23 protein-coding genes are annotated in these 25,760 nt (G+C 66.1%); 14 read left to right on the top strand and 9 right to left on the bottom strand.

The window, feature by feature from the left end:
- Both GGC64_RS13545 and GGC64_RS13540 read right to left on the bottom strand, forming a co-directional pair.
- On the bottom strand, nt 1-555 hold the full coding sequence (locus GGC64_RS13545) for a hypothetical protein (RefSeq protein ID WP_192723024.1): 555 nt from the start codon (nt 553-555) through the stop codon (nt 1-3).
- A gap of 7 nt (nt 556-562) precedes the next feature.
- Nucleotides 563-1,054, bottom strand: coding sequence for a hypothetical protein (locus GGC64_RS13540; protein ID WP_192723023.1), 492 nt, complete (start codon nt 1,052-1,054; stop codon nt 563-565).
- Nucleotides 1,055-1,200: 146 nt separating this feature from the next.
- Here GGC64_RS13540 and arc point away from each other — a divergent pair, with 146 nt between their 5' ends.
- On the top strand, nt 1,201-3,033 hold the full coding sequence (gene arc, locus GGC64_RS13535; protein WP_192723022.1) for a proteasome ATPase: 1,833 nt from the start codon (nt 1,201-1,203) through the stop codon (nt 3,031-3,033).
- Here arc and GGC64_RS13530 read toward each other — a convergent pair.
- The 4 genes from GGC64_RS13530 to GGC64_RS13515 are packed head-to-tail and all read right to left on the bottom strand — an operon-like array spanning nt 3,021 to nt 7,274.
- Complete coding sequence (locus GGC64_RS13530) at nt 3,021-3,659, bottom strand: hypothetical protein (RefSeq protein ID WP_370582082.1); 639 nt, start codon at nt 3,657-3,659, stop codon at nt 3,021-3,023. The two genes, arc and GGC64_RS13530, sit on opposite strands and share 13 nt — an antisense overlap.
- 26 nt (nt 3,660-3,685) lie before the next feature.
- Nucleotides 3,686-4,849 carry a hypothetical protein gene (locus tag GGC64_RS13525; RefSeq protein ID WP_192723021.1) on the bottom strand — a complete coding sequence of 388 codons (1,164 nt, stop codon included), beginning with the start codon at nt 4,847-4,849 and terminating at the stop codon, nt 3,686-3,688.
- A 51-nt stretch (nt 4,850-4,900) separates the two neighbouring features.
- Nucleotides 4,901-6,043, bottom strand: coding sequence for a hypothetical protein (locus GGC64_RS13520; protein WP_192723020.1), 1,143 nt, complete (start codon nt 6,041-6,043; stop codon nt 4,901-4,903).
- Complete coding sequence (locus tag GGC64_RS13515) at nt 6,036-7,274, bottom strand: threonine/serine exporter family protein (protein WP_192723019.1); 1,239 nt, start codon at nt 7,272-7,274, stop codon at nt 6,036-6,038. Before GGC64_RS13515 ends, GGC64_RS13520 begins: the two co-directional genes overlap by 8 nt.
- A 40-nt stretch (nt 7,275-7,314) precedes the next feature.
- Here GGC64_RS13515 and dop point away from each other — a divergent pair, with 40 nt between their 5' ends.
- The 6 genes from dop to GGC64_RS13485 all read left to right on the top strand — a co-directional run bounded on the left by dop (nt 7,315) and on the right by GGC64_RS13485 (nt 12,035).
- A complete protein-coding gene (gene dop, locus GGC64_RS13510) occupies nt 7,315-8,811 on the top strand; it encodes a pup deamidase/depupylase (protein WP_192723018.1) in 1,497 nt (498 codons plus the stop codon).
- A 181-nt stretch (nt 8,812-8,992) separates the two neighbouring features.
- On the top strand, nt 8,993-9,262 hold the full coding sequence (locus GGC64_RS13505) for a hypothetical protein (RefSeq protein WP_192723017.1): 270 nt from the start codon (nt 8,993-8,995) through the stop codon (nt 9,260-9,262).
- Between the two features lie 222 nt (nt 9,263-9,484).
- Nucleotides 9,485-9,679, top strand: coding sequence for a ubiquitin-like protein Pup (locus GGC64_RS13500; protein WP_003887572.1), 195 nt, complete (start codon nt 9,485-9,487; stop codon nt 9,677-9,679).
- Nucleotides 9,676-10,575, top strand: coding sequence for a proteasome subunit beta (gene prcB, locus GGC64_RS13495; protein ID WP_192723016.1), 900 nt, complete (start codon nt 9,676-9,678; stop codon nt 10,573-10,575). The genes GGC64_RS13500 and prcB overlap by 4 nt, the downstream gene beginning before the upstream one ends.
- The gene (gene prcA / locus GGC64_RS13490) at nt 10,572-11,309 is read left to right on the top strand and encodes a proteasome subunit alpha (RefSeq protein WP_192723015.1); all 738 of its coding nucleotides are present in this window, start codon (nt 10,572-10,574) and stop codon (nt 11,307-11,309) included. Before prcB ends, prcA begins: the two co-directional genes overlap by 4 nt.
- A 9-nt stretch (nt 11,310-11,318) precedes the next feature.
- The gene (locus GGC64_RS13485) at nt 11,319-12,035 is read left to right on the top strand and encodes a YqjF family protein (RefSeq protein ID WP_192723014.1); all 717 of its coding nucleotides are present in this window, start codon (nt 11,319-11,321) and stop codon (nt 12,033-12,035) included.
- On the opposite strand, the gene GGC64_RS13480 is transcribed toward GGC64_RS13485, so the two are convergent.
- Entirely contained in the window at nt 12,032-12,697 is a 666-nt protein-coding gene (locus GGC64_RS13480; RefSeq protein WP_192723013.1) for a GntR family transcriptional regulator, read from the bottom strand. The genes GGC64_RS13485 and GGC64_RS13480 overlap by 4 nt on opposite strands.
- 106 nt (nt 12,698-12,803) lie before the next feature.
- Between GGC64_RS13480 and GGC64_RS13475 the strand changes: the two genes are divergently transcribed.
- From GGC64_RS13475 to GGC64_RS13445, 7 genes are read left to right on the top strand one after another with little or no spacing between them, the layout of a single operon-like run.
- Complete coding sequence (locus GGC64_RS13475) at nt 12,804-14,036, top strand: sarcosine oxidase subunit beta family protein (protein ID WP_370582081.1); 1,233 nt, start codon at nt 12,804-12,806, stop codon at nt 14,034-14,036.
- 22 nt (nt 14,037-14,058) lie between these two features.
- On the top strand, nt 14,059-14,334 hold the full coding sequence (locus tag GGC64_RS13470) for a sarcosine oxidase subunit delta (RefSeq protein WP_192723011.1): 276 nt from the start codon (nt 14,059-14,061) through the stop codon (nt 14,332-14,334).
- Nucleotides 14,331-17,171 carry a 2Fe-2S iron-sulfur cluster-binding protein gene (locus GGC64_RS13465; RefSeq protein WP_192723010.1) on the top strand — a complete coding sequence of 947 codons (2,841 nt, stop codon included), beginning with the start codon at nt 14,331-14,333 and terminating at the stop codon, nt 17,169-17,171. Before GGC64_RS13470 ends, GGC64_RS13465 begins: the two co-directional genes overlap by 4 nt.
- On the top strand, nt 17,164-17,748 hold the full coding sequence (locus tag GGC64_RS13460; protein ID WP_192723009.1) for a sarcosine oxidase subunit gamma: 585 nt from the start codon (nt 17,164-17,166) through the stop codon (nt 17,746-17,748). Before GGC64_RS13465 ends, GGC64_RS13460 begins: the two co-directional genes overlap by 8 nt.
- Complete coding sequence (locus tag GGC64_RS13455) at nt 17,745-19,790, top strand: NADH:flavin oxidoreductase (RefSeq protein ID WP_192723008.1); 2,046 nt, start codon at nt 17,745-17,747, stop codon at nt 19,788-19,790. The genes GGC64_RS13460 and GGC64_RS13455 overlap by 4 nt, the downstream gene beginning before the upstream one ends.
- A gap of 30 nt (nt 19,791-19,820) precedes the next feature.
- On the top strand, nt 19,821-20,906 hold the full coding sequence (locus GGC64_RS13450) for an S-(hydroxymethyl)mycothiol dehydrogenase (RefSeq protein WP_192723007.1): 1,086 nt from the start codon (nt 19,821-19,823) through the stop codon (nt 20,904-20,906).
- Nucleotides 20,903-21,529, top strand: coding sequence for an MBL fold metallo-hydrolase (locus GGC64_RS13445; RefSeq protein ID WP_192723006.1), 627 nt, complete (start codon nt 20,903-20,905; stop codon nt 21,527-21,529). Before GGC64_RS13450 ends, GGC64_RS13445 begins: the two co-directional genes overlap by 4 nt.
- Before the next feature lie 3 nt (nt 21,530-21,532).
- Here the strand turns inward: GGC64_RS13445 and GGC64_RS13440 are convergent, their stop codons facing one another.
- Nucleotides 21,533-23,995, bottom strand: a complete 2,463-nt coding sequence (locus tag GGC64_RS13440) for an FAD-dependent oxidoreductase (protein ID WP_192723005.1) — start codon at nt 23,993-23,995, stop codon at nt 21,533-21,535.
- A 4-nt stretch (nt 23,996-23,999) separates the two neighbouring features.
- Nucleotides 24,000-25,703 carry a choline dehydrogenase gene (betA, locus tag GGC64_RS13435; RefSeq protein WP_192723004.1) on the bottom strand — a complete coding sequence of 568 codons (1,704 nt, stop codon included), beginning with the start codon at nt 25,701-25,703 and terminating at the stop codon, nt 24,000-24,002.
- Nucleotides 25,704-25,760 lie beyond the last annotated feature (57 nt).

Raw genomic sequence — 25,760 nt, 5'->3', positions numbered from 1 at the left:
TCAGCGGGTAGGAGTTGGCGTCGGTGTGGCGACCGTGGGCTGCTGACCCATCTGCAGCAGCAAGTCCGCCGTCTGCCGGGTGAGCTGCCAGTTGTCCTGCTGCGGGGCGAACTCCATCGGGAACTTCAAGTCCTTGCCGGTTGCCTGCGGCCCACCCGGCTTCATGGTGATGTTGGCGATGACATTGCCGGGTTGGTCCTGCGCCCACATCATGTCGGTGGCATCGAAGGTCAACGGCGCATAGCCGCTGTCGTGCAGCGCCTTGGCGAATCTGTCGAGCGCCGCCGCGTCGGCGGGGGTGCCGAATTGGACGAGGCCGACCTTGTCGGCGCCGGGCACGTTGGGGTCTGACAGTCGACCCATCAGATCGGTCAGCGTGGTCGCGGGCGGCAGCGGCGCGCCCGTCTCGGTCGGCGGAGGCGGAACCGTTGGGGGCCGGCTGAGCGGGAACGGTGTCGGGCTGGGTATCGAACTCGCGTCGTCGCTACACCCGCTAAGCCCGAGCGCCGCCACTAACGTGACGGCGCCCAGGATTGCGGCACTCCTGCGTTGCACTGACGGCCTAGCCGACAGCCGACATCAACGCCATGAGTGACTGCTTGGACATCTGCCAGCCCGTGGGGCTGGGGCCAGGCACGAACTGGATGTTCTGCGTCGCGACCCCGCCGTTGGCGGCTGTTGCGGTCACGTCGGCGGTGACGATGTCACCGTTCTGGTCGATGTTGGCCAGGGTGAACGACAGCGGGAACTTGCCGTCGGCCTGCGCCTCGCGCAACTTGGTGTCGGCAACCCGGCCTTCGATCCTGCCGATGCCGCCCTGGATGAAGGGGGCCTTGCTGGCAGACAGGCCAGGCGCACCGAGCGCCTGAAGGGTCTGCAGCAGTGGCGCCTGCAAGTCCGGCGCCGGCGCCTGCGGCATCGGGATGTCCCACACGACCGGTTGCACGGCCGGCGCCTGGGATCCAGCGGGGGATGCAATGGAAGTCACACCTGCCGCCGCACCGCCGACCAGAGCGGCTGCTGCCACGCCGGTAACGAGGGATTTCAGGGTCACGATTGTCCTTTCGATCGGCCCAACTCACCAGAGAGGTTAACAAGTGTTGCTGGTGTGTCGAATTCCTACACCGCACACAAAGGCTGAATCGCCGGTAGCGTTGAAGTTGTTACTGCACCAACTTCCGGTGCGGGAAGGGGCGCAACATGAATGAGTCAGAGCGTTCTGAAGCGTACGGGACATCCCGCGATTCAGGGATGTCCAGCGATGATGCCGCCGAGTTGGAAGAACTGCGACGCGAAGCCGCGCTTCTGCGCGAGCAGTTGGAGAACGCCGTAGGGCCGCAAAGCGGCCTGCGCAGCGCCCGCGATGTGCACCAGCTCGAGGCCCGGATCGACTCGCTCGCGGCCCGCAACGCCAAACTAATGGAAACTCTTAAAGAGGCCCGTCAGCAGTTGCTGGCGCTGCGCGAGGAGGTCGACCGGCTGGGTCAGCCGCCGAGCGGTTACGGAGTGCTCCTCGGCGTGCAGGACGACGACACCGTGGACGTGTTCACCTCCGGCCGCAAGATGCGCCTGACGTGCTCCCCGAACATTGACACCAAGACGCTCAAGCAGGGCCAGACCGTCCGCCTCAACGAGGCGCTGACCGTTGTCGAGGCCGGCAACTTCGAGGCCGTCGGAGAGATCAGCACGCTGCGCGAGATCCTGTCCGACGGACACCGCGCGCTCGTGGTCGGCCACGCCGACGAGGAGCGCATCGTCTGGCTCGCCGAGCCGTTGGTCTCCGCCGAGTTCCTGCCCGACGACTTCGAGGACGAAGACGAGGACGACCTGCGTCCGCGCAAGCTGCGGCCGGGCGACTCGCTTCTGGTGGACACCAAGGCCGGGTATGCGTTCGAGCGCATCCCCAAGGCCGAGGTCGAGGACCTGGTGCTCGAAGAGGTGCCCGACGTCAGCTACAACGACATCGGCGGCCTCGGCAGGCAGATCGAACAGATCCGCGACGCGGTCGAACTGCCGTTCCTGCACAAGGAGCTCTACCGCGAGTACTCGCTGCGGCCGCCGAAGGGCGTGCTGCTCTACGGCCCTCCCGGCTGCGGTAAGACGCTGATCGCCAAGGCGGTGGCCAACTCGCTGGCCAAGAAGATGGCCGAGGTCCGCGGCGACGACGCCCGCGAGGCGAAGTCCTACTTCCTCAACATCAAGGGCCCCGAGCTGCTCAACAAGTTCGTCGGCGAGACCGAGCGTCACATCCGGCTGATCTTCCAGCGGGCCCGCGAGAAGGCCTCCGAAGGCACGCCTGTGATCGTGTTCTTCGACGAGATGGACTCGATCTTCCGCACCCGCGGCACGGGTGTCTCGTCGGACGTGGAGACCACGGTCGTTCCGCAGTTGCTTTCGGAGATCGACGGTGTCGAGGGCCTGGAGAACGTCATCGTGATCGGCGCGTCCAACCGCGAGGACATGATCGACCCCGCGATCCTGCGACCCGGCCGCCTGGACGTCAAGATCAAGATCGAGCGACCGGATGCCGAAGCCGCACAAGACATTTTCTCGAAGTACCTGACCGAGGAACTGCCGGTGCACGCCGACGACCTGGCCGAGTTCGGCGGCGACCGCACGGCATGCATCAGGGCGATGATCGAGAAGGTCGTCGACCGGATGTACGCCGAGATCGACGACAACCGGTTCCTGGAGGTCACCTACGCCAACGGTGACAAGGAAGTCATGTACTTCAAGGACTTCAACTCCGGCGCGATGATCCAGAACGTCGTCGACCGTGCGAAGAAGAACGCGATCAAGTCGGTGCTGGAGACCGGTCAGCCCGGTCTGCGCATTCAGCATCTGCTCGACTCGATCGTCGACGAGTTCGCCGAGAACGAGGACCTGCCCAACACCACCAATCCCGATGACTGGGCACGCATTTCGGGCAAGAAGGGCGAGCGGATCGTGTACATCCGCACCTTGGTCACCGGCAAGTCGTCGAGCGCCTCGCGCGCCATCGACACCGAGTCGAACCTGGGTCAGTACCTGTAGCCGGTTTGCAGCGAGTAGCTGTTGGCGAGATCGTCCTGGGTCACGCACGCGTCGGTCGTGGTCGTGTCAACGCGCAGCGGGGTCGACGGGGTCCTGGCTTCGTAGCGCCAGCCCTGCGGTAACGAGAGTCGACTCGCAAGGGCAGGCAGATCTGCGAGCGCGAGGCCGTGGTCAATGGTCTGGCTGTAAGTCTGCATCACCCAGCGCTGGTCTTGCGGATCGATCAGTTCGTAGATCTCGCGGCCCGCATCGAACACGAAGATGGCCTTGCGATCGACCCGATTCACGTGGTACGGCGCAGGATTCATCGACGAGAGCTGCACCGTCGCCTGACGCATCATCGCGAGGCCGCCGAAGCTCTTGTGCTCCTGGGGATCTCGTCCTTGCTTTCCGATGCTGCTCATCAGCCAGTAGCGCGGTCCATTGAGAAGTGCAACCACGGCGTGGTTTTCGCGTGCGATCGCCTGCGCATCGAGCTTGTCCCACAGGTCGGCGGGGCAGTCGTTGAGGGGAAAGGTGTTGTACACGGCCGCCTCGGGTCCTTGCGCGGAGGTGCGGACCAGGAGCACTTCTCCGTAGCGCTTTCCGAACACACCGTCGACCATATTGACGTCATCGTCAGCCATGCTAGGAAGGTAGCCCTCGCGGACCGTCAAGGTTCGTCCTTTTCCATTTCCAGGTAAGCGTCTCGCCCTGCCAGGCTCACGGCCACGTCGCTGATCAGCGGGTCGAAGAACCGCTCGCGATAGATCGGGTCGACGCTCGTGCTCACGGTGAAGTACAACCCCGACAACACCGCAACGAACAACGACACCTGGACGACCGTCTGCGGCACGGGCACGTGGATGCCGAACCAGGTTCCCGGGCAGGGCGGTTGACCGACGGCGCAGGTTTGCTCTGCGGACCACAGCACCGCGACGTCATCGGGCACCGCGACGATGCCGAGCGCGAGAAAGAACGCGAACAGGCCTGCGGTGAAGAACACCACCTGGATAGCCTGCGACACCACCATCACGGCAACGACATTCACCTGTTCTGCCAGCGACAGCGGCGTGCGCACCGGCTGGTGGTCGGCTCGGGACGCCAGCGGTGTGCCCGCGAGCAGCTTGCCCGGATCTGTCTGGCCCGCGCGGTCCTCGCGGAGCGCTTGCACTTCGTCCCTGATGGTGGTCACGACGAACACGATCGCGACAAGAGACAGGAAACCAATGATCTGCCAAAGCCTTTGGCGCGTCAGCCGTGCCGCCAGCTGCCACAGCTCACCGGTGAAATACACCACGACGGTGATCATCAGCAGCGGCAGGGCGCGACTCATCAGCGTACCGAGCGCTCCGAACTGCACCCAGGCAAAACGGAACGCCCACAACGCAATCGAGCCGAAGCCGAGATACGTCAACCAGATCGCCAGGATCGCGACGAGTGCAAATCCGACCGCCTCGGCGGCCGCGAAACCCGAGAAACCGCTGGCGGCGAACGGGAGTCCGAAAACGAAGAGAGCCATCACCAGCAGCGCCGCTGAGCGACGGCCCGCCTCACCGAGCGTGGTACCGGTGCGGTGCAGCAGATACAACGCGAAGGGGGCGGTGACCAACAGCAGCGTCAGCACACCGAGTCGAGTCACATAGCCGAAATCGGGATCGCCGTCGGTGAGTTCGGCAAGCAGCATCGTCAGCGAAATCACCGCACCGACACCGCTGACAAGGGGAGCCGAGCGCTCGATAAGCGCCCGGGAGCGGACCCGCCGGGTCAGCACCAGGGGCAGGCCGCGATGTAAGAACCATTCGTGCACCTGCCGCATGTCGGACACGGGCAACATTGTGCGCGATTGCGGCGGTGTAGGCGGCAGAGCGCGCCGATACGGCGAAAATCAGGCCGCAGCGACGGCCGCGCGATAGCGGTCGCGCGCCCGCAACGTCAACTGCACATCGTCGATGAGCGGGTCGAAGAACCGGGTGCGGTATTCGGCATCGCTGACGGTCCGAGCGCTGATGTACATAAACGTCAGCGCGCCAAGGAAAAACGTGATCTGAATGAGCGAGTCCGGCACCGGGATCGTCATGCCGAGCACGGACCCGTCGCTGCGGCCGTTACGTGTCCACGCCGCAAGCAGTTCCGGGGAGAGCAGGATGAGGCCGAGGATCAGGAAGATCAGCGACGTCATCGTCGCGATGATCAGGATCTGCGTGAGTTGCGTTGCAGCGACGACGAACATCACGTTGACCTGCTCGACGCGGCTCAACGGCCGGGCGGTCGGGGGATCGGCCATGGTCTCGAATGGCGTGCCCGCCAACCGCTCTGACTGGCCGCGAGTCGGCTCACCGGACTCCATCATCGGCTTCACTTCGTCTCGCGTCACCGAGACCACGAACACCGCCGCGATCAGAATGAGGAACAGCAGCGCGAGCCACAACCGTGGCCGGGAGATGGTGGCCGCCATCAGCCACACCGGGGAATTGAAGAAGACCAGAATCGTCAGCAACAGCAGCGGCAGCGCGCGGCTCACCATCGATCCCGCCGCGGCCAGATTCGACGTCGTCATCTGCACGGCCCAGCCAAGGATCGAGCCCGCGCCGGACGCGGTCAGCGCCAATATCGCCCCGATGACGATGGCCTCGAAGATCAAATCCACCAGCACGCGGGGGCTTGGCCCGCCGAGGACGCCGCCTGCGACGGCCAGCGACACCGCGACCGTCGCCGCCACCGTCCGACCGCGCAGCGTCGCGATGCGCGAAACCAACCAGCCGACCAACACCGCGACCGGCAGCACGAGCACCAGCAGCGCCAGCACAAACCATTCCGAGCGCGTGGGATTGCCCTCGATGTCGATCGCGTGCTTACCGGTGATCGCGACGACAAGCGCGGAGTTGACCATGAAGACCGCGAACCCGGCCAGCGCCGGCGCCGACCGCGGCCACAGCCGCCGGACCAGGGCACCCGGCCGCAATACAGCGGGCAGACCGTGATCGAGGAACCACGCGTCGGCCGCGCGTCGTTGCGTCGTGTCAATCATGGAACGCCCGCCTGTTCGGTGACGACGACAGTTGGATCGCGGCCCGCCACAGCAGCAGCCCGGTCTGCACGCCGACGGCGATCGACATCATCGAGATCAGCGTCGCCGTGAACACCGCGGTGCTGTGGGTGCCGAGCAACTGCGTGACCCCCATGAAGCCAAGCGATCCGGGAACCAGCAGCCAGAATCCCGGGACCACCAGCGACATGGTCGGCGGTGTGCTCGGCCGGTGGGAGATCGCCAGCGCGAACAGGATCAGCGTCAGGCCACCGCCGAACCCGCTGGCATAGCTGCCGAGCACTGCATTGCCGATCCACTGGCCGCCGTACGCGACGTACAGCATCAGCACCATCCACGGCAGGAACTTCGTCGGGGGAGCGAAGTTCAGCCATATCCCGAAGCCGTATACCAGCACCCCGACGAACGGCGCCCACGGGCCGAGCCGGTTGAACTGGGTGGTGACGAGGTCGGTATCGGCGATGCCCGCGATCTGCGCCGCGATCAGGATGCCGAAGGCCAACTGCGCGATCTGCATGAAACCCGCCACCAACCTGCTGGCCCCCGACACCACATGCTGGGTGGCCAGCTCGATCACCGCGAGCGTGATCGCCGCACCGGGCAGGAAGGTGGCGAGCGGCGCCGCGAGCGCGCGCAGGCTGTCGGTGCCGACGTGCCATCTGTTCTCGAACGAGAACACGATGAGCGCGACCAGGAACGCACAGACGGTCGGGAGCATGTAGCCGATCGACTCGTTGCGTCGGCCGATCACGCTCAGACCGCCTACCAGCAGACCAAGGAATGCGGCACCGTAGAGGCTCCACGGCGTCGGCTGCAGGATCAGTGCCAGCCCGACGCTCTGCACCGCGTATCCCACGACGGTGATCCACAACGGAAATCGCTTGTCCAGGTGGCGAATTCGGTCGAGCTCGGCCATCCCGTCTTCGGGACTGATCGTTCCCGACGGTGCACGCGCCACCAATTGGGCGAGCGGGAAGGACTGGTCGTAGCGCACAGTGAAATCGGGATTGGCGATATAGATGCCCTCGCCGGTAGAACTGCCGACCTGCACATAGTTGGGAAGCGCAAGAAACTCGTGGTCGAGGCCGTACGCGACGGCGGTCTGTTCCATCACCGCGCGCACCATCGTCACCGGGTAGTTGGCTCCGGCCATGGTGGCACCGAGCGCGGCAACGAACCGGGAAGCGGCCGCGTCGCGTTGCTCGGATGGCACGGTCGCAGGTTACTGCCAGGCGTCCCCTACGCTGGGCCACATGCAACGGATAATCGGAACCGAGGTCGAGTACGGCATTTCCTCGCCGTCCGACCCGACCGCGAATCCGATCCTGACGTCGACCCAAGCCGTGCTCGCTTATGCGGCCGCCGCAGGCATCCAGCGTGCCAAGCGCACCCGCTGGGATTACGAGGTGGAGTCGCCGCTTCGGGACGCCCGTGGATTCGATCTGAGCCGCTCTGCCGGCCCGCCGCCGGTCGTCGACGCCGACGAGGTCGGTGCGGCCAACATGATCCTGACCAACGGCGCCCGGCTGTACGTCGACCACGCCCATCCCGAGTACTCGGCACCCGAATGCACGGACCCTCTGGACGCGGTGATCTGGGACAAGGCCGGCGAGCGGGTGATGGAGGCGGCGGCGCGCCACGTCGCGAGCGTGCCAGGGGCTGCCAAGCTGCAGCTTTACAAGAACAATGTCGACGGCAAGGGCGCGTCCTACGGATCGCACGAGAACTATCTGATGTCGCGTCAGACGCCGTTCTCGGCGGTGATCGCGGGCCTGACCCCGCACCTGGTTTCGCGCCAGGTCATCACCGGCTCGGGCCGGGTGGGCATCGGGCCCTCGGGTGACGAGCCAGGCTTCCAGCTGTCGCAGCGCTCCGACTACATCGAGGTCGAGGTCGGCCTCGAGACCACGCTCAAGCGCGGCATCATCAACACCCGCGACGAGCCGCACGCCGACGCCGACAAGTACCGCAGGCTGCACGTGATCATCGGCGACGCCAACCTGGCAGAAACGTCGACGTATTTGAAGGTCGGCGCCACGGCGTTGGTGCTCGACCTGATCGAAGAGGGCATGGACCTGACCGATCTCGCGCTGGCCCGCCCGGTGCACGCGGTGCACGTCATCAGCCGCGACCCGTCGCTGCGCGCCACTGTCGCGCTCGCCGACGGTCGTGAGCTGACAGCCCTTGCGCTGCAACGCATTTACCTCGACCGCGTCGCCAAGCTGGTCGACAGCCGCGATCCCGATCCGCGCGCCGCCGACATCGTCGAGACGTGGGCGAACATTCTCGACCTGCTCGAGCGCGACCCGATGGAGTGCGCGGAGATCCTGGACTGGCCGGCCAAGCTGCGGCTGCTGGAGGGCTTCCGGCAGCGGGAGAACCTCAATTGGTCCGCGCCGCGGCTGCACCTGGTCGATCTTCAGTACTCCGATGTGCGGCTGGACAAGGGTTTGTACAACCGCCTGGTGGCGCGCGGCTCGATGAAGCGGCTCGTCACCGAGCAGCAGGTGCTCGACGCCGTGGACAACCCGCCGACCGACACCCGCGCGTACTTCCGTGGCGAGTGCCTGCGCCGCTTCGGCGCCGACATCGCCGCGGCCAGCTGGGACTCGGTGATTTTCGATCTCGGCGGCGATTCGCTCGTCCGGATTCCAACCCTGGAGCCGCTGCGGGGCAGCAAGGCGCACGTCGGGGCCCTGCTCGACTCGGTCGACAGCGCTGCCGAATTGGTGGAACAGCTCACCCAATAGCGGGCCACAGCTGCCTTGCGGCGTTCCCTAAGCCGACGCTCAGGAGCCGCTCAGCAAACTCCCAACAAAATGGGGGACCCGGTTTAGGGAATCACCCGATTCTTTCTGACGCACCCACCCATAGGTTTTGGTGTGTACCCGCGGTTCGGGTGTTTCGGAAAGAAAGGGCGGAGCAAACGCGATGGCCCACAACACAGCAACCGGCCGGGCGCGGTCGAGCAAGATGATCGGGGCGGTCCTTGGGGTGGCCGCGGTCGGCTTGATGGTCGCCTTGCCGCTGGCCCTCAACGGATTTCAGGGGACGAGTCAGATCCCGTCAGGGCGTGGAATTTATTCAGCGTTTACGCTGCCGCCGACCATGACCGAGGGGGAGACCCAAACCACCACCGTGGTTCTCACCGCGCCTGCGGTGGCCAAGGCGGCGCCGTTGGTCAAAGCTCCGCATAAGTGATCTCCGCAGGCGTAACGCCTGGTCAGACCCCGGTATAGCCGGTTTGCTGAGAAGGCGTGGCAGCGACCCGGTGGCTAGAATTCTGAGTAATCGCACGCACGGCTCGGTGGAAACACCGAGTTCGCCAAGCCCAACACAATGTTCGCGCTGGGATAGTGTGGAGGAACCGGCGGGCAGCTGTGAGCCCATCCGGCCAGGGATTTGAGATAGCAGGAGGCAGCGATGGCTCAGGAGCAGACCAAGCGCGGCGGTGGCGGCGGCGAGGACGACGACCTCACTGGCAGCACGGCCGCCGGGCAAGAGCGTCGCGAGAAGCTGGCCGAGGAGACCGACGATCTGCTCGATGAGATCGACGACGTCCTCGAAGAGAACGCCGAGGACTTCGTGCGTGCGTACGTCCAGAAGGGTGGCCAGTGACCTGGCCACACCGAGAACAACTGGCCGTCCCGTCACCTCTAGCAGGAGTTCCTTCCGTCCCTGTGGATTTGTCCTCCTTTTCTGACTTGCTGCGCCGTCAGGCGCCCGAACTTCTGCCCATCAACCGGGTTGTCTCCGCGAGCCCCGGCGACGCGCTGCCGCACGGCACGACGATCGTCGCGCTGAAATATCCCGGCGGCGTCGTGATGGCAGGCGATCGCCGGTCCACGCAGGGCAACATGATCGCCGGCCGCGACGTGCAGAAGGTGTACATCACCGACGACTACACGGCGACCGGGATCGCGGGCACGGCGGCTATCGCGGTGGAGTTCGCCCGGCTGTATGCGGTCGAGCTCGAGCACTACGAGAAGACCGAGGGCGTGCCGCTGACGTTCCGCGGCAAGGTCAACCGGTTGGCGACGATGGTGCGAGGCAACCTCGGTGCGGCTCTGCAGGGCTTCGTGGCGCTGCCGCTGTTGGCCGCCTACGACCTTGACGACCCGAACCCCGAGGCCGCCGGTCGGATCGTGTCTTTCGACGCGGCCGGTGGCTGGAACCTCGAGGAAGAGGGCTATCAGTCGGTGGGATCGGGCTCGATCTTCGCGAAATCATCGATCAAGAAACTCTATTCGCAAGTGACCGATGCGGATTCGGCGCTGCGGGTGGCGGTGGAAGCCCTCTACGACGCGGCCGACGACGACTCGGCGACGGGCGGTCCGGACCTGGTTCGGGGGATTTATCCGACCGCGGTGATTCTGGGTGCTGAGGGTGCCGAGGATGTAGCGGAGAGTCGGATCGCGGGGCTGGCGCGCGAGGTGATCGAAAGCCGCTCCCGCCAAGATACTTTCGGTCCCGATAGTGCTGCGCAGTCGCATGATGCGCGAGGAGACTCGTGAGCTTTCCATACTTCATCTCGCCCGAACAGGCGATGCGCGAGCGTTCGGAGCTCGCGCGCAAGGGCATTGCCCGCGGCCGTAGCGTGGTGGCGCTGGCCTACTCCGGTGGCGTGCTCTTCGTGGCGGAGAACCCGTCGCGATCGCTGCAAAAGGTCAGCGAGCTCTACGACCGCGTCGGGTTCGCGGCCGTCGGGCGGTTCAACGAGTTCGACAACCTGCGTCGAGGCGGCATCCAGTTCGCCGATACGCGCGGCTACGCCTACGACCGTCGAGATGTGACTGGCAGGCAGCTGGCCAACGTGTACGCGCAGACCCTCGGCACGATCTTCACCGAACAGGCCAAGCCGTACGAGGTGGAGTTGTGCGTGGCAGAGGTCGCTCACTTCGGCGAGACCAAACCGCCTGAGCTGTACCGGATCACCTATGACGGCTCAATCGCCGACGAGCCACACTTCGTGGTGATGGGCGGCACCACCGAACCGATAGCGACGGCGCTCAACGAGTCCTACTCGGAGAACCTCGGCTTGTCGGACGCGGTGAAGGTTGCGGTCGCCGCGCTGAAGGCCGGGAGCAACGGCGGCACCGAGGCGCGCACGCTCGGGCCGGCGACTCTGGAGGTCGCGATCCTCGACGCGAACCGGCCACGCAGGGCATTCCGACGAATCACCGGCGCTGCATTGGAAGCTGTTCTGCCTGAAGAGGATTCGGAAGCGCCGAAGCCGGAGGACGGCTAGCGGGCCGCCATGGCCGAATTGGTGACGCCAGAAGCGCCGATTCTGCCTTGGCCGCGACTGTTTCGGCAGCGCTGGCGCAACCTGTCGTTCCTGCACTGGGCGGTCCAGCCGGCGAGCATCGCGCATCTGTATCCGCCGGGCACCGAGCCCGACATCTTCGAGGGCGCCAGCTTCGTCGGCGTCGTGCCGTTTCAAATGTCGCTGTACGGCACGTTTTTGGAGACCAACATCCGGCTGTATTCGGTGGATGCGACGGGCCGGCGTGGGGTTGTTTTTCTGAGCCTCGATGCCAACCGGCTGGCCATGGTCGCGGCCGGTCGGTGCATCGTCGGCGTGCCCTACCGGTTCGCGCGAATGAGCTACCGGTCCAGCGGCGACCGTCGCATCTACACATCGACGCTTCGGTGGCCGGGCGTCACCGCGTCGAGTGCCATCGAGGTGCGGGTCGCCGATTCGTTGGCGTGCGGGCCGCTCGAGCATTTCCTGACCGCGCGGTGGGGTGCGCACACATTTCGTGCCGGCCGCAGTTGGTATGTGCCAAACGAACATCCGGTCTGGGCGTTGCGACGGGCCGAGCTGGTCGAGTTCTCCGATGACGGTCTGCTCGCCTCGGTCGGGCTCGGCGAACTGAACGGGCGGCCGCCGGATCACGTGGCGTTCAGCGACGGCGTGCCGGCGCGATTCGGGATGCCCGTGCGGTCGACGACCCCGCGTGTCAGCCGTTAAAGGACTGCGCGCACGGCTTGTTCGAAGCCGATCACGTGTTCGGATGCCAGCTTCGCCGCGAGCTCCTCGTCGCCGTCGACGATCGCGCGCAGCAGCCCGACGTGTTCGGTGACGTGTTCGGCGACGTGCGACAGCCGGTCGAGGAACAGACACCAGATGCGCGTCGCGTGCGCGTCCTGGCACACGAGCACGTCCTCCAGATACGGGTTGCCCGAGGCTTTGTAGATCGCGGTGTGCACCCGCACGTCCAACCGCAGCAGCGTCCGCGGATCGTCGGTGGGGTCGAGTCGGGAGATCTCGTCGGCGAGTGCCGTTAGCTGCCTCCGGGTTTCCAGCGGTGCGGTGCGCGCGGCGCGGGCGGCGACCACCGGTTCGAGTTGGCGGCGGATCTCCTGAATGTGCGCCAGGTCGGTGATGTCAACGGTCGTGGCGAACGTGCCGCGGCGGGGATAGGCGACGACGAGCCTGTCGCGTTCGAGCCGTTTGAGGGCCTCACGCACCGGGGTGCGGCCGAACCCGAGCTGGCGGGCCAGGGCCTCGTCGTTGATCGGCTCGCTTGGACGGATGTCGAGCATGATGAGCCGCTCGCGAATGATCTGGTAGGCAAGGTCGGCGTTGGACGGGGTTGGTCCGTCGCCGGTCTCGGCCAGCTCCACGCTCATTGTCATCTCCCGTCCGAATTGACCCTTGACCGCGTGCATCAACGTACCATACTGTGCTCCACAACTGATATATCAGTTAGACAACAACTGTCCGATGGAGAGCCGCGTGAGTCCACAGGCGCCGGGCGCGCACCTGCCCGATCACCCCGACTTCCTCTGGCGCAATCCCGAGCCGAAGCGGTCCTACGACGTCGTCATCATCGGCGGCGGCGGCCACGGCCTGGCGACCGCGCACTACCTGGTGAAAAACCACGGCATCACCAACGTCGCCGTGCTCGAGAAGGGCTGGCTCGCCGGCGGCAACATGGCCCGCAACACCACGCTCATTCGGTCGAACTACCTGTGGGACGAGAGCGCGCAGATCTACGAGCACTCGCTCAAGCTCTGGGAGGGCCTGGAAGAAGACCTCGGCTACCCGATCCTGTTCAGCCAGCGCGGCGTGCTCAACCTCGCCCACAGCCTGCAGGACGTCCGCGACAGTGTGCGCCGGGTGGAAGCCAACGTGCTCAACGGCGTTGACGCGGAGTGGCTAGAACCCGACGAGGTCAAGAAGATCTGCCCGATCGTCAACATCTCGTCCGACGTGCGGTACCCGGTGCTCGGCGCGACGTACCAACCGCGGGCCGGTATCGCCAAACACGATTACGTCGCTTGGGGTTTCGCGCGTCGAGCCGATGCGGCCGGAGTAGATCTGCTGCAGGGCTGCGAGGTCACCGGCTTCACCACCGACGGCGACCGAATCACCGGTGTGAGCACGACGCTCGGCGACATCGCGGCAGGGCAGGTCGCGATGTGCGCGGCCGGGCACACGTCGGTGCTCACCGACATGCTGGGTTTCCGGGTGCCGCTGCAGAGCCATCCGTTGCAGGCCTTGGTCTCCGAACTCCTCGAGCCCGTGCACCCGACCATCGTGATGTCCAACGCGGTGCACGTCTATGTGTCACAGGCGCACAAGGGTGAGCTGGTGATGGGCGCGGGCATCGACTCGTACAACGGCTACGGGCAGCGTGGCGCGTTCCACATCATCGAGCGGCAGATGGCCGCGGCAGTCGAGCTGTTCCCGATCTTCGCCCGCGCGCATCTGCTGCGGACATGGGGCGGCATCGTCGACACCACCCCCGATGCCTCACCGATCATCGGCCGCACGCCGTATCGCAATCTCTACCTCAACTGTGGCTGGGGGACAGGCGGTTTCAAGGCCACCCCGGGAATCGGCTGGTGTCTGGCCGACACCATCGCGAACGACGAGCCGCATCCCTATGCGGCCCCGTTCAGCCTCGACCGCTTTGTTTCTGGGGCTTTGGTCGACGAACACGGCGCCGCTGCAGTCGCGCACTGATCTTCGAAAGGCTGGGACGACAATGCAACTCATCCAATGCCCGTGGTGCGGGCCCCGGGAAGAGACCGAATTCCATTACGGTGGGCAGGCGCACGTCGCTTACCCCGACGATCCATACGCGCTGACCGACGAGCAGTGGGCGCACTACGTGTTCTTTCGTGCCAACACCAAAGGCATGTTCGCCGAACGGTGGGTGCACAGCGCGGGATGCCGTCGCTGGTTCAACGCAGTGCGCGACACCGCGACCTATCGCTTCCACGCGGTCTACCGCATGGGAGAGAAGCCGGTGACCTCATGACCGCTTCGTACCGCACCGAGACGGGTGGCCGCATCGACCGCGGCACCGGCTACGAGTTCACGTTCGACGGCCGCACATACACCGGATACCGCGGTGACACCTTGGCGTCGGCGCTGCTCGCCCACGGCGTGCACAAGATCGCGACCAGCGTCAAACTCGGCCGCCCACGCGGCATTTCGGCCGCATGGGCCGAGGACACCGGCGGGCTGGTGCAGATCGAGGCGCCCTTCCCCGAGCCGATGCTGTTGGCTTCGACGGTCGAGCTGCACGACGGTCTGGCCGCCCGCGGTCTTCCTGGCCAGGGCCGGCTGGCCGACATCGCCGATTCCGCGCGCTACGACGCGATGCATGCCCACGCCGACCTGCTGGTCGTCGGTGCCGGCCCCGCTGGCCTGACCGCCGCGCTGACCGCTGCGCGCTCCGGCGCCCGGGTGGTGTTGGTCGACGAGCAGTCCGAGGCGGGCGGCTCATTGCTCGGCACCGACGACCGCGTCGGTGCCGAGGCGGCGACTGAATGGGTGCGCGCCGTTGTCGACGAGCTCGCGACGTATCCCGAGGTGCGGCACCTGCAGCGCACCACCGCGTTCGGGCACTACGACGACGGCTTCGTGCTCGCACTCGAACGACGGACCGACCACCTCGGCGCGGCAGCCCCCGCAAAGTTGTCCCGTCAGCGGGTCTGGCGGATCCGCGCGCGTCATGTGCTGATCGCGACCGGTGCCCACGAGCGGCCCATCGTGTTCGCCGACAACGACCTGCCTGGAATCATGTTGGCGCACAGCGCTCGGACGTTCCTGCACCGCTACGGTGTGCTGGTCGGACGGTCTTCGGTGGTGTTCACCACGAACGACAGCGCCTACGCGGCGGCCTTCGACCTCGCCGACGCGGGGGTGCGCATCGAGGTGATTGTCGACGCCCGTGCCGACGTTTCGGAAGATCTTCAGCGCGAGTGCGAGCGGCGGAGCATCCCGCTGCGTGCCGGCGCGGTGGTAACAGGCACCCGCGGCGGCGACCGCATCGTGGCAGCCTTGGTGGCTGACTTCGATGGCAAGAATGTCGGTGCAGCCGAGGCGGTTCCGTGTGACACGCTGCTGGCCAGCGGTGGCTGGAATCCGGCGGTGCACCTGTTCAGTCAAGCCCGCGGCGTGCTGCGCTACGACCCGGCGCTTGGCGGTTTCGTTCCCGGCGAGCACCTCGACGGAGTGAGCGTCGCGGGTTCGGCCAACGGCGTGATGGACTTGGCGGGTTGCCTGCGCGAAGGCCGCGACTCGGCTGCCTCAGCGCTCGGACTGACGCCGCAGGATCCGCTGCCCGAGGTTTCCGACATGGCAGTCAGCCCCGGCTTGGTTTTATGGCGGGTCCCCGGTCGCGAGCAGGATCAGTTCGTCGACGTGCAGCGCGACGCGACGGTCGCCGAGATCGCCCGTGCAGTTGGCGCCGGCATGCGGTCGGTCGAGCACATCAAGCGCTACACCACCATCGGGACGGCGCACGATCAGGGCAAGACGTCAGGGGTGATCGCTTCCGGCATCACCGCCGAATTGCTCGGCCTGCCCATCGAAGCGCTGGGCACCACCACATTTCGGCCGCCTTACACGCCTGTAGCGTTCGCCGCGCTGGCCGGACGCGACCGCGGTGCGCTTTTCGATCCAGTCCGCACGACGGCGCTGCACGACTGGCACGTCGCGCAGGGCGCGGTGTTCGAGGATGTCGGACAGTGGAAGCGACCGCGGCATTACCCACATCCCGGCGAGGATATGGACGCTGCGGTACTTCGCGAATGCGCCTCGGCCCGTAGCGGTGTCGGCATCCTGGATGGCTCGACCCTCGGCAAGATCGACGTCCAGGGCCGTGACGCCGCCGAGCTACTGGATCGCGTCTACACCAACCTGATGAGCAGCCTCAAGGTCGGCTCGATCCGGTACGGCGTGATGTGTGGTGTGGACGGAATGGTGATCGACGACGGCACCGTGCTGCGGGCCGCTGAGGATCGTTTCCTGGTGTACACCACCACCGGTGGCGCGGCGAAGATCCTGGACTGGATGGAGGAGTGGCTGCAGACGGAGTGGCCGCACCTGCAGGTCGCGCTCACCTCGGTGACCGACCACTTGGCGACGTTCCCGGTCGTCGGGCCGCGGTCCCGCGACGTGATCGGCGCGGTGTTCGGCGATCTCGACGTGTCCAATGACGCTTTCCCGTTCATGACGTGGCGTGACACCAGCCTCGGCGGCGTGCCGGTTCGGGTCGCACGTGTCAGTTTCTCCGGTGAGCTCGCATACGAGGTCAATGTGAACACCTGGCACGCACCCGCTGTGTGGGAGCGGTTGCTCGAGGCGGGCCGCCGCTACGGCATCACCCCGTACGGCACGGAGACCATGCACGTGCTGCGTGCAGAGAAGGGCTACCCGATCATCGGACAGGACACCGACGGCACCGTCTCTCCGCACGATCTCGGGATGGCCTGGGCGGTGTCGAAAAAGAAGCCCGACTTCATCGGAAAGCGCTCGTTCAGCAGGATCGAGAACCAGAATCCGTTGCGCAAGCAGCTCGTTGGGTTGTTGCCGGTCGACCGGGTCACGCGGCTGCCCGAGGGCTCACAGATCGTCGAGTTCTGCGACGACGACGCACTGCCGCCGCCACCGGTGCCGATGCTGGGGCATGTCACGTCGAGCTACCGCAGCGCCGAGCTCGGCCGCACCTTCGCGCTGGCGTTGGTCAAAGCGGGTCAGTCCCGCATCGGCGAAACTTTGCACGTGCCCGTCGAGGGAACCCTGGTGCCGGTGGAAGTCACCGGTTCGGTGCTGGTCGACCCGGAAGGAGCGCGCCGCGATGGCTGACACGTTGGAACGCACGAGCCCGCTGCAGCCGTGGGCCTCACGCTTTGCGCAGCTGACGAATTCGGTTGCGATTGCGGAAGAGCCATTCGTCACGATGGTCGATCTGCGGGTCGACCCCGCGGGGCCGGGTGTTCGGGCGGCGGCGGAGGCGCTCGGCGTCGAACTACCGACCACCGCGTCCACCTACGCGAAAAGCGTTGACACCACGGTAATCTGGCTGGGTCCCGACGAGTGGCTGATCACGGGAACCGCGCTGGGCGGACCCGAGCTGGAAGCCCGGCTGCGGGATGCCGTCGGCCCGCACGGCGGCGCCGCGATCGACGTATCGGCGCAGCGCACCACGCTGCGGCTGAGCGGAACCCATAGCCGTGACGTGTTGGCCAAGGGATGCGCCCTCGATCTGCATCCGCAGGCGTTCGGCGCTGGCACCGCGGCAGAGACGATGCTCGGCCAGGCCGGCGTCATCCTGTTGGCGGTCAACAGTTCCGGCGACGACTACCGGATTCTGGTGCGCTCGACGTTCGCCCGTTATCTGGCTGAGTGGCTGCTCGACGCGGCCGAGGAGTACACGCTATGACCCGCCAACTCATCGACCCCTTGCTGCAGCCGTTCGAGCTGAAGCATCTCACCCTGCGCAACCGGGTGGTCAGCACCTCGCACGAGCCGTCGTACACCGAGGACGGCATGCCCAAGGAGCGCTACCGGCTGTACCACGAGGAGAAGGCGAAGGGTGGTATCGGCCTGACCATGATCGGCGGGTCCGCGGTCGTGGCGCCCGACAGTCCGGCTGCGTTCGGCAACATGCACGTCTACAAGGACGAGATCGTGCCGTGGTTGCGTGAACTCGCCTACGGCGTGCACGAACACGGGACCGCCGTGATGTGTCAGATCACTCACCTTGGCCGCCGCACGAGTAATTACGACGGCGACTGGCTGCCGGTGGTCTATCCGTCGCCGCTCCGCGAGCCCGCGCACCGGGCTTTCCCCAAGGTGGCCGAGGAATGGGATATGGACCGCATCGTGGCGGCGTATGCCGACGCGACGGCACGATGCCGTGAGGCCGGGCTCGATGGGGTTGAGATCGAGGCCTACACCCACCTGCTCGACGCGTTCTGGTCACCGCTGACCAACCACCGCGACGACGAGTTCGGCGGCAGCCTGGAGAACCGGATGAGCTTCCCGCTGCGCGTGATTCGCGCGGTGCGTGAAGCCGCAGGCCCCGACTTCGCCGTCGGCATCCGGATGTCCTTCGACGAGGAGATGCCTGGCGGCCTCGGCCGCGACGAGGCGCTCGCGATCGCACATCAGGTCGTCGCAGAGGGCATCGACTTCATCAGCATCATCCGCGGATACATGGGCAGCGACGAAGCGCTGTCGCGGGCGATCCCACCGATGGGCACACCGGTTGCCCCCCATCTGGAATTCGCAGGGGAAATCAAACGCCAGGTCGGCGTCCCCGTGATGCACGCGTCCCGAATCAACGACGCGGCCACCGCTCGCCACGCCATCCGTGACGGCCTGCTCGATCTGGTCGGGATGACGCGTGCGCACATCGCAGATCCGCACATCGTCGCGAAAATCCAAGCGGGTGAGGAGGACCGGATCCGACCGTGCGTCGGCGCCAGCCTCTGCCTCGACGAGATCTACCAGGCCCGCGACGCCAAGTGCATCCACAACCCCGCGACCGGTCGGGAAGACCGGTTGCCGCACCACGTACCGGCGGCCACCGGCGCGCCGCGCAAGGCCGTCGTCGTCGGTGCCGGGCCCGCGGGCCTGGAGGCGGCGCGGGTGCTCGGTCTGCGAGGGCACAAGGTGGTGGTGCTGGAGGCCAGCGATGCGGCGGGCGGCCAGATTCGCCTCGCGTCGTCGTCGCCGCGCCGGCGGGACTTGATCGGCATCGTCGACTGGCGGTTGGCAGAGTGCAAACATCTCGACGTCGACATCCGCTACAACACGTACGCCGAGGCTGATGAGGTGCTCGCCGAAGATCCCGATCTGGTCGTGATCGCCACCGGCGGCGTGCCCAACACCAAATTCCTCACCGAGGGAGCGCAACTGGTCTCCGACGGCTGGGACGTGTTGAGCGGCTCGTTCCGGGCCAAGGGCGACGTGCTGCTGTTCGACGACAACGGTCAGCACCCGGGCCTCGATGCCGCAGAGGTACTGGCCCGCGCGGGCGCCAAGATCGAATTCGTCACGCCTGAAAGGGTTTTGGCCCCCGATGTCGGCGGGGTCAACTACCCGGGCTACTTCAAGGTGTTCGCCGAGCATGACGTGCGGGTCACGCTCAACGAGCGGCTGACCGCGGTGCGCCGCAAGGACGGCCGGCTGGAAGCCGATCTGTACAACGAATACGCGCACGTCACCCGGCAACGCATCGTCGACCAGATCGTCGTCGAGCACGGCACGCTGCCATCAGATGAGCTGTACTTCTCGTTGCGGGCGGGCTCGTCGAACCTCGGCGAGGTCGACCAGCGGGCGCTTCTTGACCTGCAACCGCAGCAGGTGCGGCGCAATCCGGACGGCCGCTATCAGCTGTTCCGCATCGGAGATGCCGTGGCCAGCCGCAACATTCACGCGGCAGTGTTCGACGCGTACAGGCTTTGCCTCGCACTGTAATCCCTTTACTACCAAACCAGGAAGGTCTTCATGCCACAGCAGGTGCAGGGCGTCATCGCCCGCAGCAAGGGAGCGCCCGTCGAACTCGTCGACATCGTCATCCCGGATCCCGGCCCGAACGATGTCGTCGTGCGGATCCAGGCGTGCGGGGTCTGCCACACGGATCTGACCTACCGCGACGGTGGAATCAACGACGAATTCCCCTTCCTGCTCGGTCACGAGGCGGCAGGCATCGTCGACGCGGCGGGCAGCGCGGTCACCCACGTCGAGGTCGGCGACTTCGTCGTGCTGAACTGGCGGGCGGTGTGCGGCAACTGCCGGGCGTGCCGGCGCGGGCGGCCGTGGTACTGCTTCGACACCTTCAACGCCAGCCAACCGATGACGTTGACCGATGGCACCGAGTTGACCCCGGCGCTCGGTATCGGTGCCTTTGCGGAGAAAACCCTTGTGCATGAAGGACAATGCACGAAGGTTGACCCGAACGCCGACCCCGCCGTGGTCGGCCTACTCGGCTGCGGCGTCATGGCCGGTCTCGGCGCGGCGGTGAACACGGGCAATGTGTCGCGGGGAGATTCGGTCGCGGTGATCGGCTGCGGTGGAGTGGGCGACGCCGCGATCGCGGGCGCCCGGCTGGCGGGCGCGTCACCGATCATCGCCATCGACCGCGACCCCAAGAAGCTGCAGATGGCAACGGAATTGGGCGCCACGCACACCATCGACTCGTCGAAGGTGGACGCGGTTGAGGCGGTGCAGGAGCTGACCGCCGGCTTCGGTGCCGACGTCGTCATCGACGCGGTTGGCCGTCCGGAAACCTGGAAGCAGGCCTTCTATGCCCGTGACCTTGCTGGCACTGTCGTGCTCGTCGGCGTGCCCACTCCCGACATGAAGCTGGAGATGCCGCTGATCGACTTCTTCTCCCGCGGTGGGGCGTTGAAGTCGTCCTGGTACGGCGATTGCCTGCCCGAGCGTGACTTCCCGGCGCTCGTCGACCTGTACGAGCAGGGCAGGCTGCCGCTGGACAAGTTCGTGAGTGAGCGCATCAAACTAGACCAGGTCGAGGAGGCGTTCGACACCATGCACCGCGGCGAGGTGCTGCGCTCGGTGGTCGTGCTGTGAGCCTGCGCATCGAACGCGTCGTCACAGCTGGAACGTTCGCACTCGACGGCGGCACATGGGAGGTCGACAACAACATCTGGCTGGTCGGTGACGACAGCGACGTCGTGGTCATCGACGCGGCACACCAGGCGCAGCCGATCGTCGACGCTGTCGCAGGCCGCAACGTGACCGCGGTCGTCTGCACTCATGGCCACAACGATCACGTGACCGTCGCCCCGGAACTCGGTCAGCGGCTGCACTGCCCGGTCCTGCTGCATCCCGGTGACGACGTGTTGTGGAAGATGACCCATCCCGAGGAGCCGTACTGGCGCCTGGACGACGGCCAGCGAATCGGCGTGGCCGGCACCGAGATCGAGGTGATCAGGACCCCTGGTCATTCACCCGGTTCGTGCTGCCTCTACGTGCCTGAGGCCGGCGTCCTGTTCTCCGGCGACACGTTGTTCAGCGGTGGGCCCGGCGCCACCGGACGGTCGTTCTCGGACTTCCCGACAATCGTGGACTCGATTCGGGACCGGCTGTTCACGTTGCCCGAAGAGACGCTGGTGCACACCGGGCACGGCGATGGCACCACGATCGGCACGGAGGCGCCCCATCTCGCCGAATGGATCGCCCGAGGGCACTGAGACTCAGGACCTGATTCGGGTCATGTCGGGGTCGACGAGCGGTTCGGCCCCGACGGTGGCGGCGATAAGGCGGTCGAAGTATTGAATCTCGATGCGGGTGCCTACCTTCGCGCTCGCAGGCAGCCAGGCATAGGCGATCGGTGCGCCGACGGTGTGACCGTATGCGGCACTGGTGACATAGCCGACCGGCTTGCCATCGAGGAAGACGGGCTCCTGACCCATCACCACGGACACGCCGTCGTCGATCACCACAGTCATCAGGCGGCGCCGAATCGTCGCATCCGAAACACCCTGCAGCGCAGCGTGTCCGACGAAGCCGGCCTTTTTCACCGACACCGCGAAGCCGAGGCCGGCCTCATACGGGTTGTGCTCGGTCGTCATATCGGTACCCCACGACCGGTAGCCCTTTTCAATACGCAGGCTGTTGAACGCGGCGCGGCCCGCGGCGATCACCTCGTGCTTTTCGCCTTCGGCCCAGACCACATCCCAGAGATGCAGGCCGTAGTCTGCGCTCGTGTACAGCTCCCAGCCCAGCTCGCCGACGTAGGACAGCCTCATCGCGGTGACCGGAATGCCGCCGATCCGAACAGGTTTCGTGCGGAAGTACTTGAAATTCTCGTTTGAGAAGTCGTCGCGGCTGAGGGCCTGGACCACGTCGCGGGCGCGCGGCCCCCACAGCCCGATGCAGCACGTCGCGCCGGTGATGTCGCGGACCTGCACGCTGTCGTCCGACGAAGCCTGCCTGCGGAAGTAGTCCAGGTCGATGTTGCCGTTGGCCCCGACCTGGAAATGGCTTTCGGCCAACCGGGCAACCGTGAGGTCGCTGCGGATGCCGCCGGCGTCGTCGAGCAGCAGCGTGTACGTCACCGAGCCGACGGACTTGTCCATCTTGCCGGTGGTCAACCGCTGCAGCAGCGGCAGCGCGCCTGCCCCGGTGATTTCGAGTCGTTTGAGCGGGGTCATGTCATACATCGCCACCGACGTCCTGGTGCGCCACGCCTCGGCCGCCGCGATCGGTGAGTGAAACTGCGCCGACCACGCGTCACGGTCGGGTGGCTTCCACTCAAGCGGAAGCCGTTGCAGCAGTGCGGCATTGGCCTCAAACCAATGCGGGCGCTCCCAGCCGCCACTCTCCAGGAACACCGCGCCGAGCTCCTGCTGGCGCGCGTGGAAGGGACTGACCCGCAAGTCCCGAGGCGACAGCCGCGGCTGCAGCGGATGCAGAATGTCGTAGACCTCGATGAAATTCTGTTGCGACGTCTCGTTGACGTAGTCCGGTGCGAGCTGAACTTCTTCGAACCGGTGCACGTCGCAGGTGTGCACGTCGGTCTCACTGCGCCCGTCGACCAACAGTTGCGCGACGGCGCGAGCCACGCCGGCCGAGTGCGTCACCCAGACCGCCTCGGCGATCCAGAATCCGGCAACGTCGGAAGACTCGCCGATTAGTGGTCCACCGTCCGGGGTGAACGAGAAGATCCCGTTGAAGCCGCTGTCGACCTTGGCGCCCTCGAGGCAGGGGAGTAGCAGCTTGCACTGTTCCCACGGGGCCGTGAAGTCGTCGGCGGTGAAGGGCAGCATCGACGGCATGCTGGATTCGGAAACGTCGTCAGAGCCGGCGAGTTCGCGGAGGTCCACCGGCATCGGACGATGGGCGTAGGACCCGATACCCAGACGATCGACGAGTTCGCGGAAGTACAGGTCCTGGTCTTGGTGGCGCAGGATCGGCAGGCCGGCCTCGGCCGCTTCGGTGTTGCGGCCGACGAGTTGGGGAATCTGGTCGGTCTTGACGTACTGGTGCGCGAGCGGCAGCAGCGGGACGTCCATGCCGACCATGGCGCCGACCTCGGGGCCCCAGAATCCCGCACACGACACGACAATGTCTGCCGGAATCGTCCCATCCGATGTCGTGACACCGGTGACGCGGCCGCCGCTGTGTTGAATCGCGGTCACCTTGGTGGAGTCGCGAAACACCGCGCCTCGCTCCTTGGCGCGCCGGACCAGCGCAACGACCACACGCGCCGCCTTGGCGAGGCCGTCGGTCGGCACATACAGTCCGCCAAGGATTTTCGACTCGTCGAGCAGCGGATGAATCCGCACACACTCTTGTGCGTCGAGCACGGTGCCCTCGATGCCCCACGATGTCGCCCAGCCCTGGCGGCGGTGCAACTCGGCGAGCCGTTCCGGTGTCGTCGCCACCTCCAGCCCACCGACCTGGTTGAAGCACCACTGACCGTCGAGATCGAGGTCGAGGAACTTCTCGACCGTGTACCGGGCCATATCGGCCATCGCCTTGGACGGGTTGGTCTGGAAGACGAGGCCCGGCGCATGAGAAGAAGAGCCGCCGCTCAACAGCAACGGCCCCTGCTCGACGACGGTGACCCGATCCCAGCCCCGGGCGGTGAGTTCATCGGCCAGATTCGCGCCGACGATCCCGGCGCCGATGATCACGACACGCGGAGTGCTCATGAAATCAGCTGCGGCCGACGGGTTCTGAGCCGCTGGGCTGCTGCTTGGGCTGGTGCCGGTAGAACGGCACCGTCGCGGGCGCCAGAGGTGTGTTGCCGAGAATCAGGTCGGCCGCCTTTTCGGCGACCATCATCACCGGCGCGTAGATGTTGCCGTTCGTCACGTACGGCATGACCGACGCGTCAACGACTTTCAGGCCTTCGACGCCATGCACACCCATCGTCTCCGGATCGGTGACCGACATCGCGTCCGTACCCATCTTGGCGGTGCAGGACGGATGCAGCGCGGTCTCGGCGTCACGGGCCACCCAGTCGAGGATCTGTTCGTCGGTCTCCACGCTCGGCCCAGGAGAAACCTCACCGCCGTTGAACGGGGCCATGGCCGGTTGGTTGAGGATATGGCGGGCCACCCGAATGGATTCCACCCACTCCCGACGGTCCTGTTCGGTGGACAGGTAGTTGAACCGCAGCGCCGGATGCACTTTCGGATCACGGCTGACGATCTTGCACGTGCCGCGGGCGTCTGAGTACATCGGGCCGACGTGCACCTGATAGCCCTCGCCGCCCTCCGGCTGGGAGCCGTCATAGCGCACGGCGATCGGAAGGAAGTGGAACATCAGGTTCGGGTATGCGACGTCGTCATTGCTGCGCACGAAGCCGCCGCCCTCGAAATGGTTTGTGGCGCCGGGGCCGCGGCGCAGGAACAACCAGTTGGCACCGATCCACGGCCGGTAGCGCCACTTCATGTACTTCTGCATGGTCACCGGCTGCTTGCACGCGTACTGGATGTAGACCTCGAGGTGGTCCTGCAGGTTCTCGCCGACACCCGGCAGGTCGTGAACGACGTCGATGCCGAGCGCGCGCAGCTCGGCGGCGTTGCCGACACCCGAGAGCTGCAACAGTTGCGGGCTGTTGATGGCGCCACCGCACAGGATGACCTCGCCTGCGTTGACGCGCTTGGTTCCGCCGAGCCCGTGCCGATAGTCGACCCCGACCGCGCGCTTGCCCTCGAACACCACGCGTTCGACGAAGGCTCTGGTGAGCACGTCGAGGTTCGGCCGGTTCATCACCGGATGCAGATAGGCGCGGGCGGCCGACAGCCGCCGTCCATTGCGGATATTGCGGTCGAATTTGGCGAAACCCTCTTGGCGGTAACCGTTTACGTCATCGGTGCGCGGGTAGCCGGCCTGTTCGCCCGCGGTGAAGAACGCCTCGAACAACGGGTTCGTTGCCGGTCCTCGCTCGAGGGCCAGTGGACCGTCGTGCCCGCGGTACGGATCGTCGGGGGTCGCGGCGAGGCAGTTTTCCATCCTGTTGAAGTAGGGCAGGCAGTGTGCGAAGTCCCAGTTGCCCATCCCCGGGTCGGCGCCCCAGCGCTCGTAGTCCAGCGGATTGCCGCGCTGAAAGATCATCCCGTTGATGCTGCTCGAGCCGCCGAGCACCTTGCCGCGGGCGTGGTAGATCCGCCGGCCACCCATGTGCGGCTCGGGTTCGGACTCGTATTTCCAATCGTAGAAACGACTTCCGATCGGGAACGGAAGCGCCGCAGGCATATGCACGAACACGTCCCACAACGAATCGTTGCGGCCCGCCTCCAGCACCAGGACCTTGTTGGACGGGTCGGCCGAAAGGCGGTTGGCGAGTGCACAGCCCGCCGAGCCGCCGCCGACGATCACGAAGTCGTACCGTGTGGAATCTTTGTGGGCCATCGCTGTCCTCCTGCAGATGTGTTCAAAGGCTATGGCTGTGGCGCGTGATACGCATCA

It is taken from the genome of Mycobacterium sp. OAS707 (genome assembly GCF_014873705.1).
Taxonomy (GTDB): domain Bacteria; phylum Actinomycetota; class Actinomycetes; order Mycobacteriales; family Mycobacteriaceae; genus Mycobacterium.
This window is presented reverse-complemented; position numbering and strand designations above follow the sequence as displayed.

Coding starts and splice junctions, on each gene's coding strand:
- arc (WP_192723022.1), top strand. CDS start 1,201: ATGAATGAGTCAGAGCGTTCTGAAGCGTACGGGACATCCCGCGATTCA.
- GGC64_RS13530 (WP_370582082.1), bottom strand. CDS start 3,659: ATGGCTGACGATGACGTCAATATGGTCGACGGTGTGTTCGGAAAGCGC.
- GGC64_RS13525 (WP_192723021.1), bottom strand. CDS start 4,849: ATGTTGCCCGTGTCCGACATGCGGCAGGTGCACGAATGGTTCTTACAT.
- GGC64_RS13520 (WP_192723020.1), bottom strand. CDS start 6,043: ATGATTGACACGACGCAACGACGCGCGGCCGACGCGTGGTTCCTCGAT.
- dop (WP_192723018.1), top strand. CDS start 7,315: ATGCAACGGATAATCGGAACCGAGGTCGAGTACGGCATTTCCTCGCCG.
- GGC64_RS13505 (WP_192723017.1), top strand. CDS start 8,993: ATGGCCCACAACACAGCAACCGGCCGGGCGCGGTCGAGCAAGATGATC.
- GGC64_RS13500 (WP_003887572.1), top strand. CDS start 9,485: ATGGCTCAGGAGCAGACCAAGCGCGGCGGTGGCGGCGGCGAGGACGAC.
- GGC64_RS13485 (WP_192723014.1), top strand. CDS start 11,319: ATGGCCGAATTGGTGACGCCAGAAGCGCCGATTCTGCCTTGGCCGCGA.
- GGC64_RS13480 (WP_192723013.1), bottom strand. CDS start 12,697: ATGAGCGTGGAGCTGGCCGAGACCGGCGACGGACCAACCCCGTCCAAC.
- GGC64_RS13470 (WP_192723011.1), top strand. CDS start 14,059: ATGCAACTCATCCAATGCCCGTGGTGCGGGCCCCGGGAAGAGACCGAA.
- GGC64_RS13465 (WP_192723010.1), top strand. CDS start 14,331: ATGACCGCTTCGTACCGCACCGAGACGGGTGGCCGCATCGACCGCGGC.
- GGC64_RS13460 (WP_192723009.1), top strand. CDS start 17,164: ATGGCTGACACGTTGGAACGCACGAGCCCGCTGCAGCCGTGGGCCTCA.
- GGC64_RS13455 (WP_192723008.1), top strand. CDS start 17,745: ATGACCCGCCAACTCATCGACCCCTTGCTGCAGCCGTTCGAGCTGAAG.
- GGC64_RS13450 (WP_192723007.1), top strand. CDS start 19,821: ATGCCACAGCAGGTGCAGGGCGTCATCGCCCGCAGCAAGGGAGCGCCC.
- GGC64_RS13440 (WP_192723005.1), bottom strand. CDS start 23,995: ATGAGCACTCCGCGTGTCGTGATCATCGGCGCCGGGATCGTCGGCGCG.
- betA (WP_192723004.1), bottom strand. CDS start 25,703: ATGGCCCACAAAGATTCCACACGGTACGACTTCGTGATCGTCGGCGGC.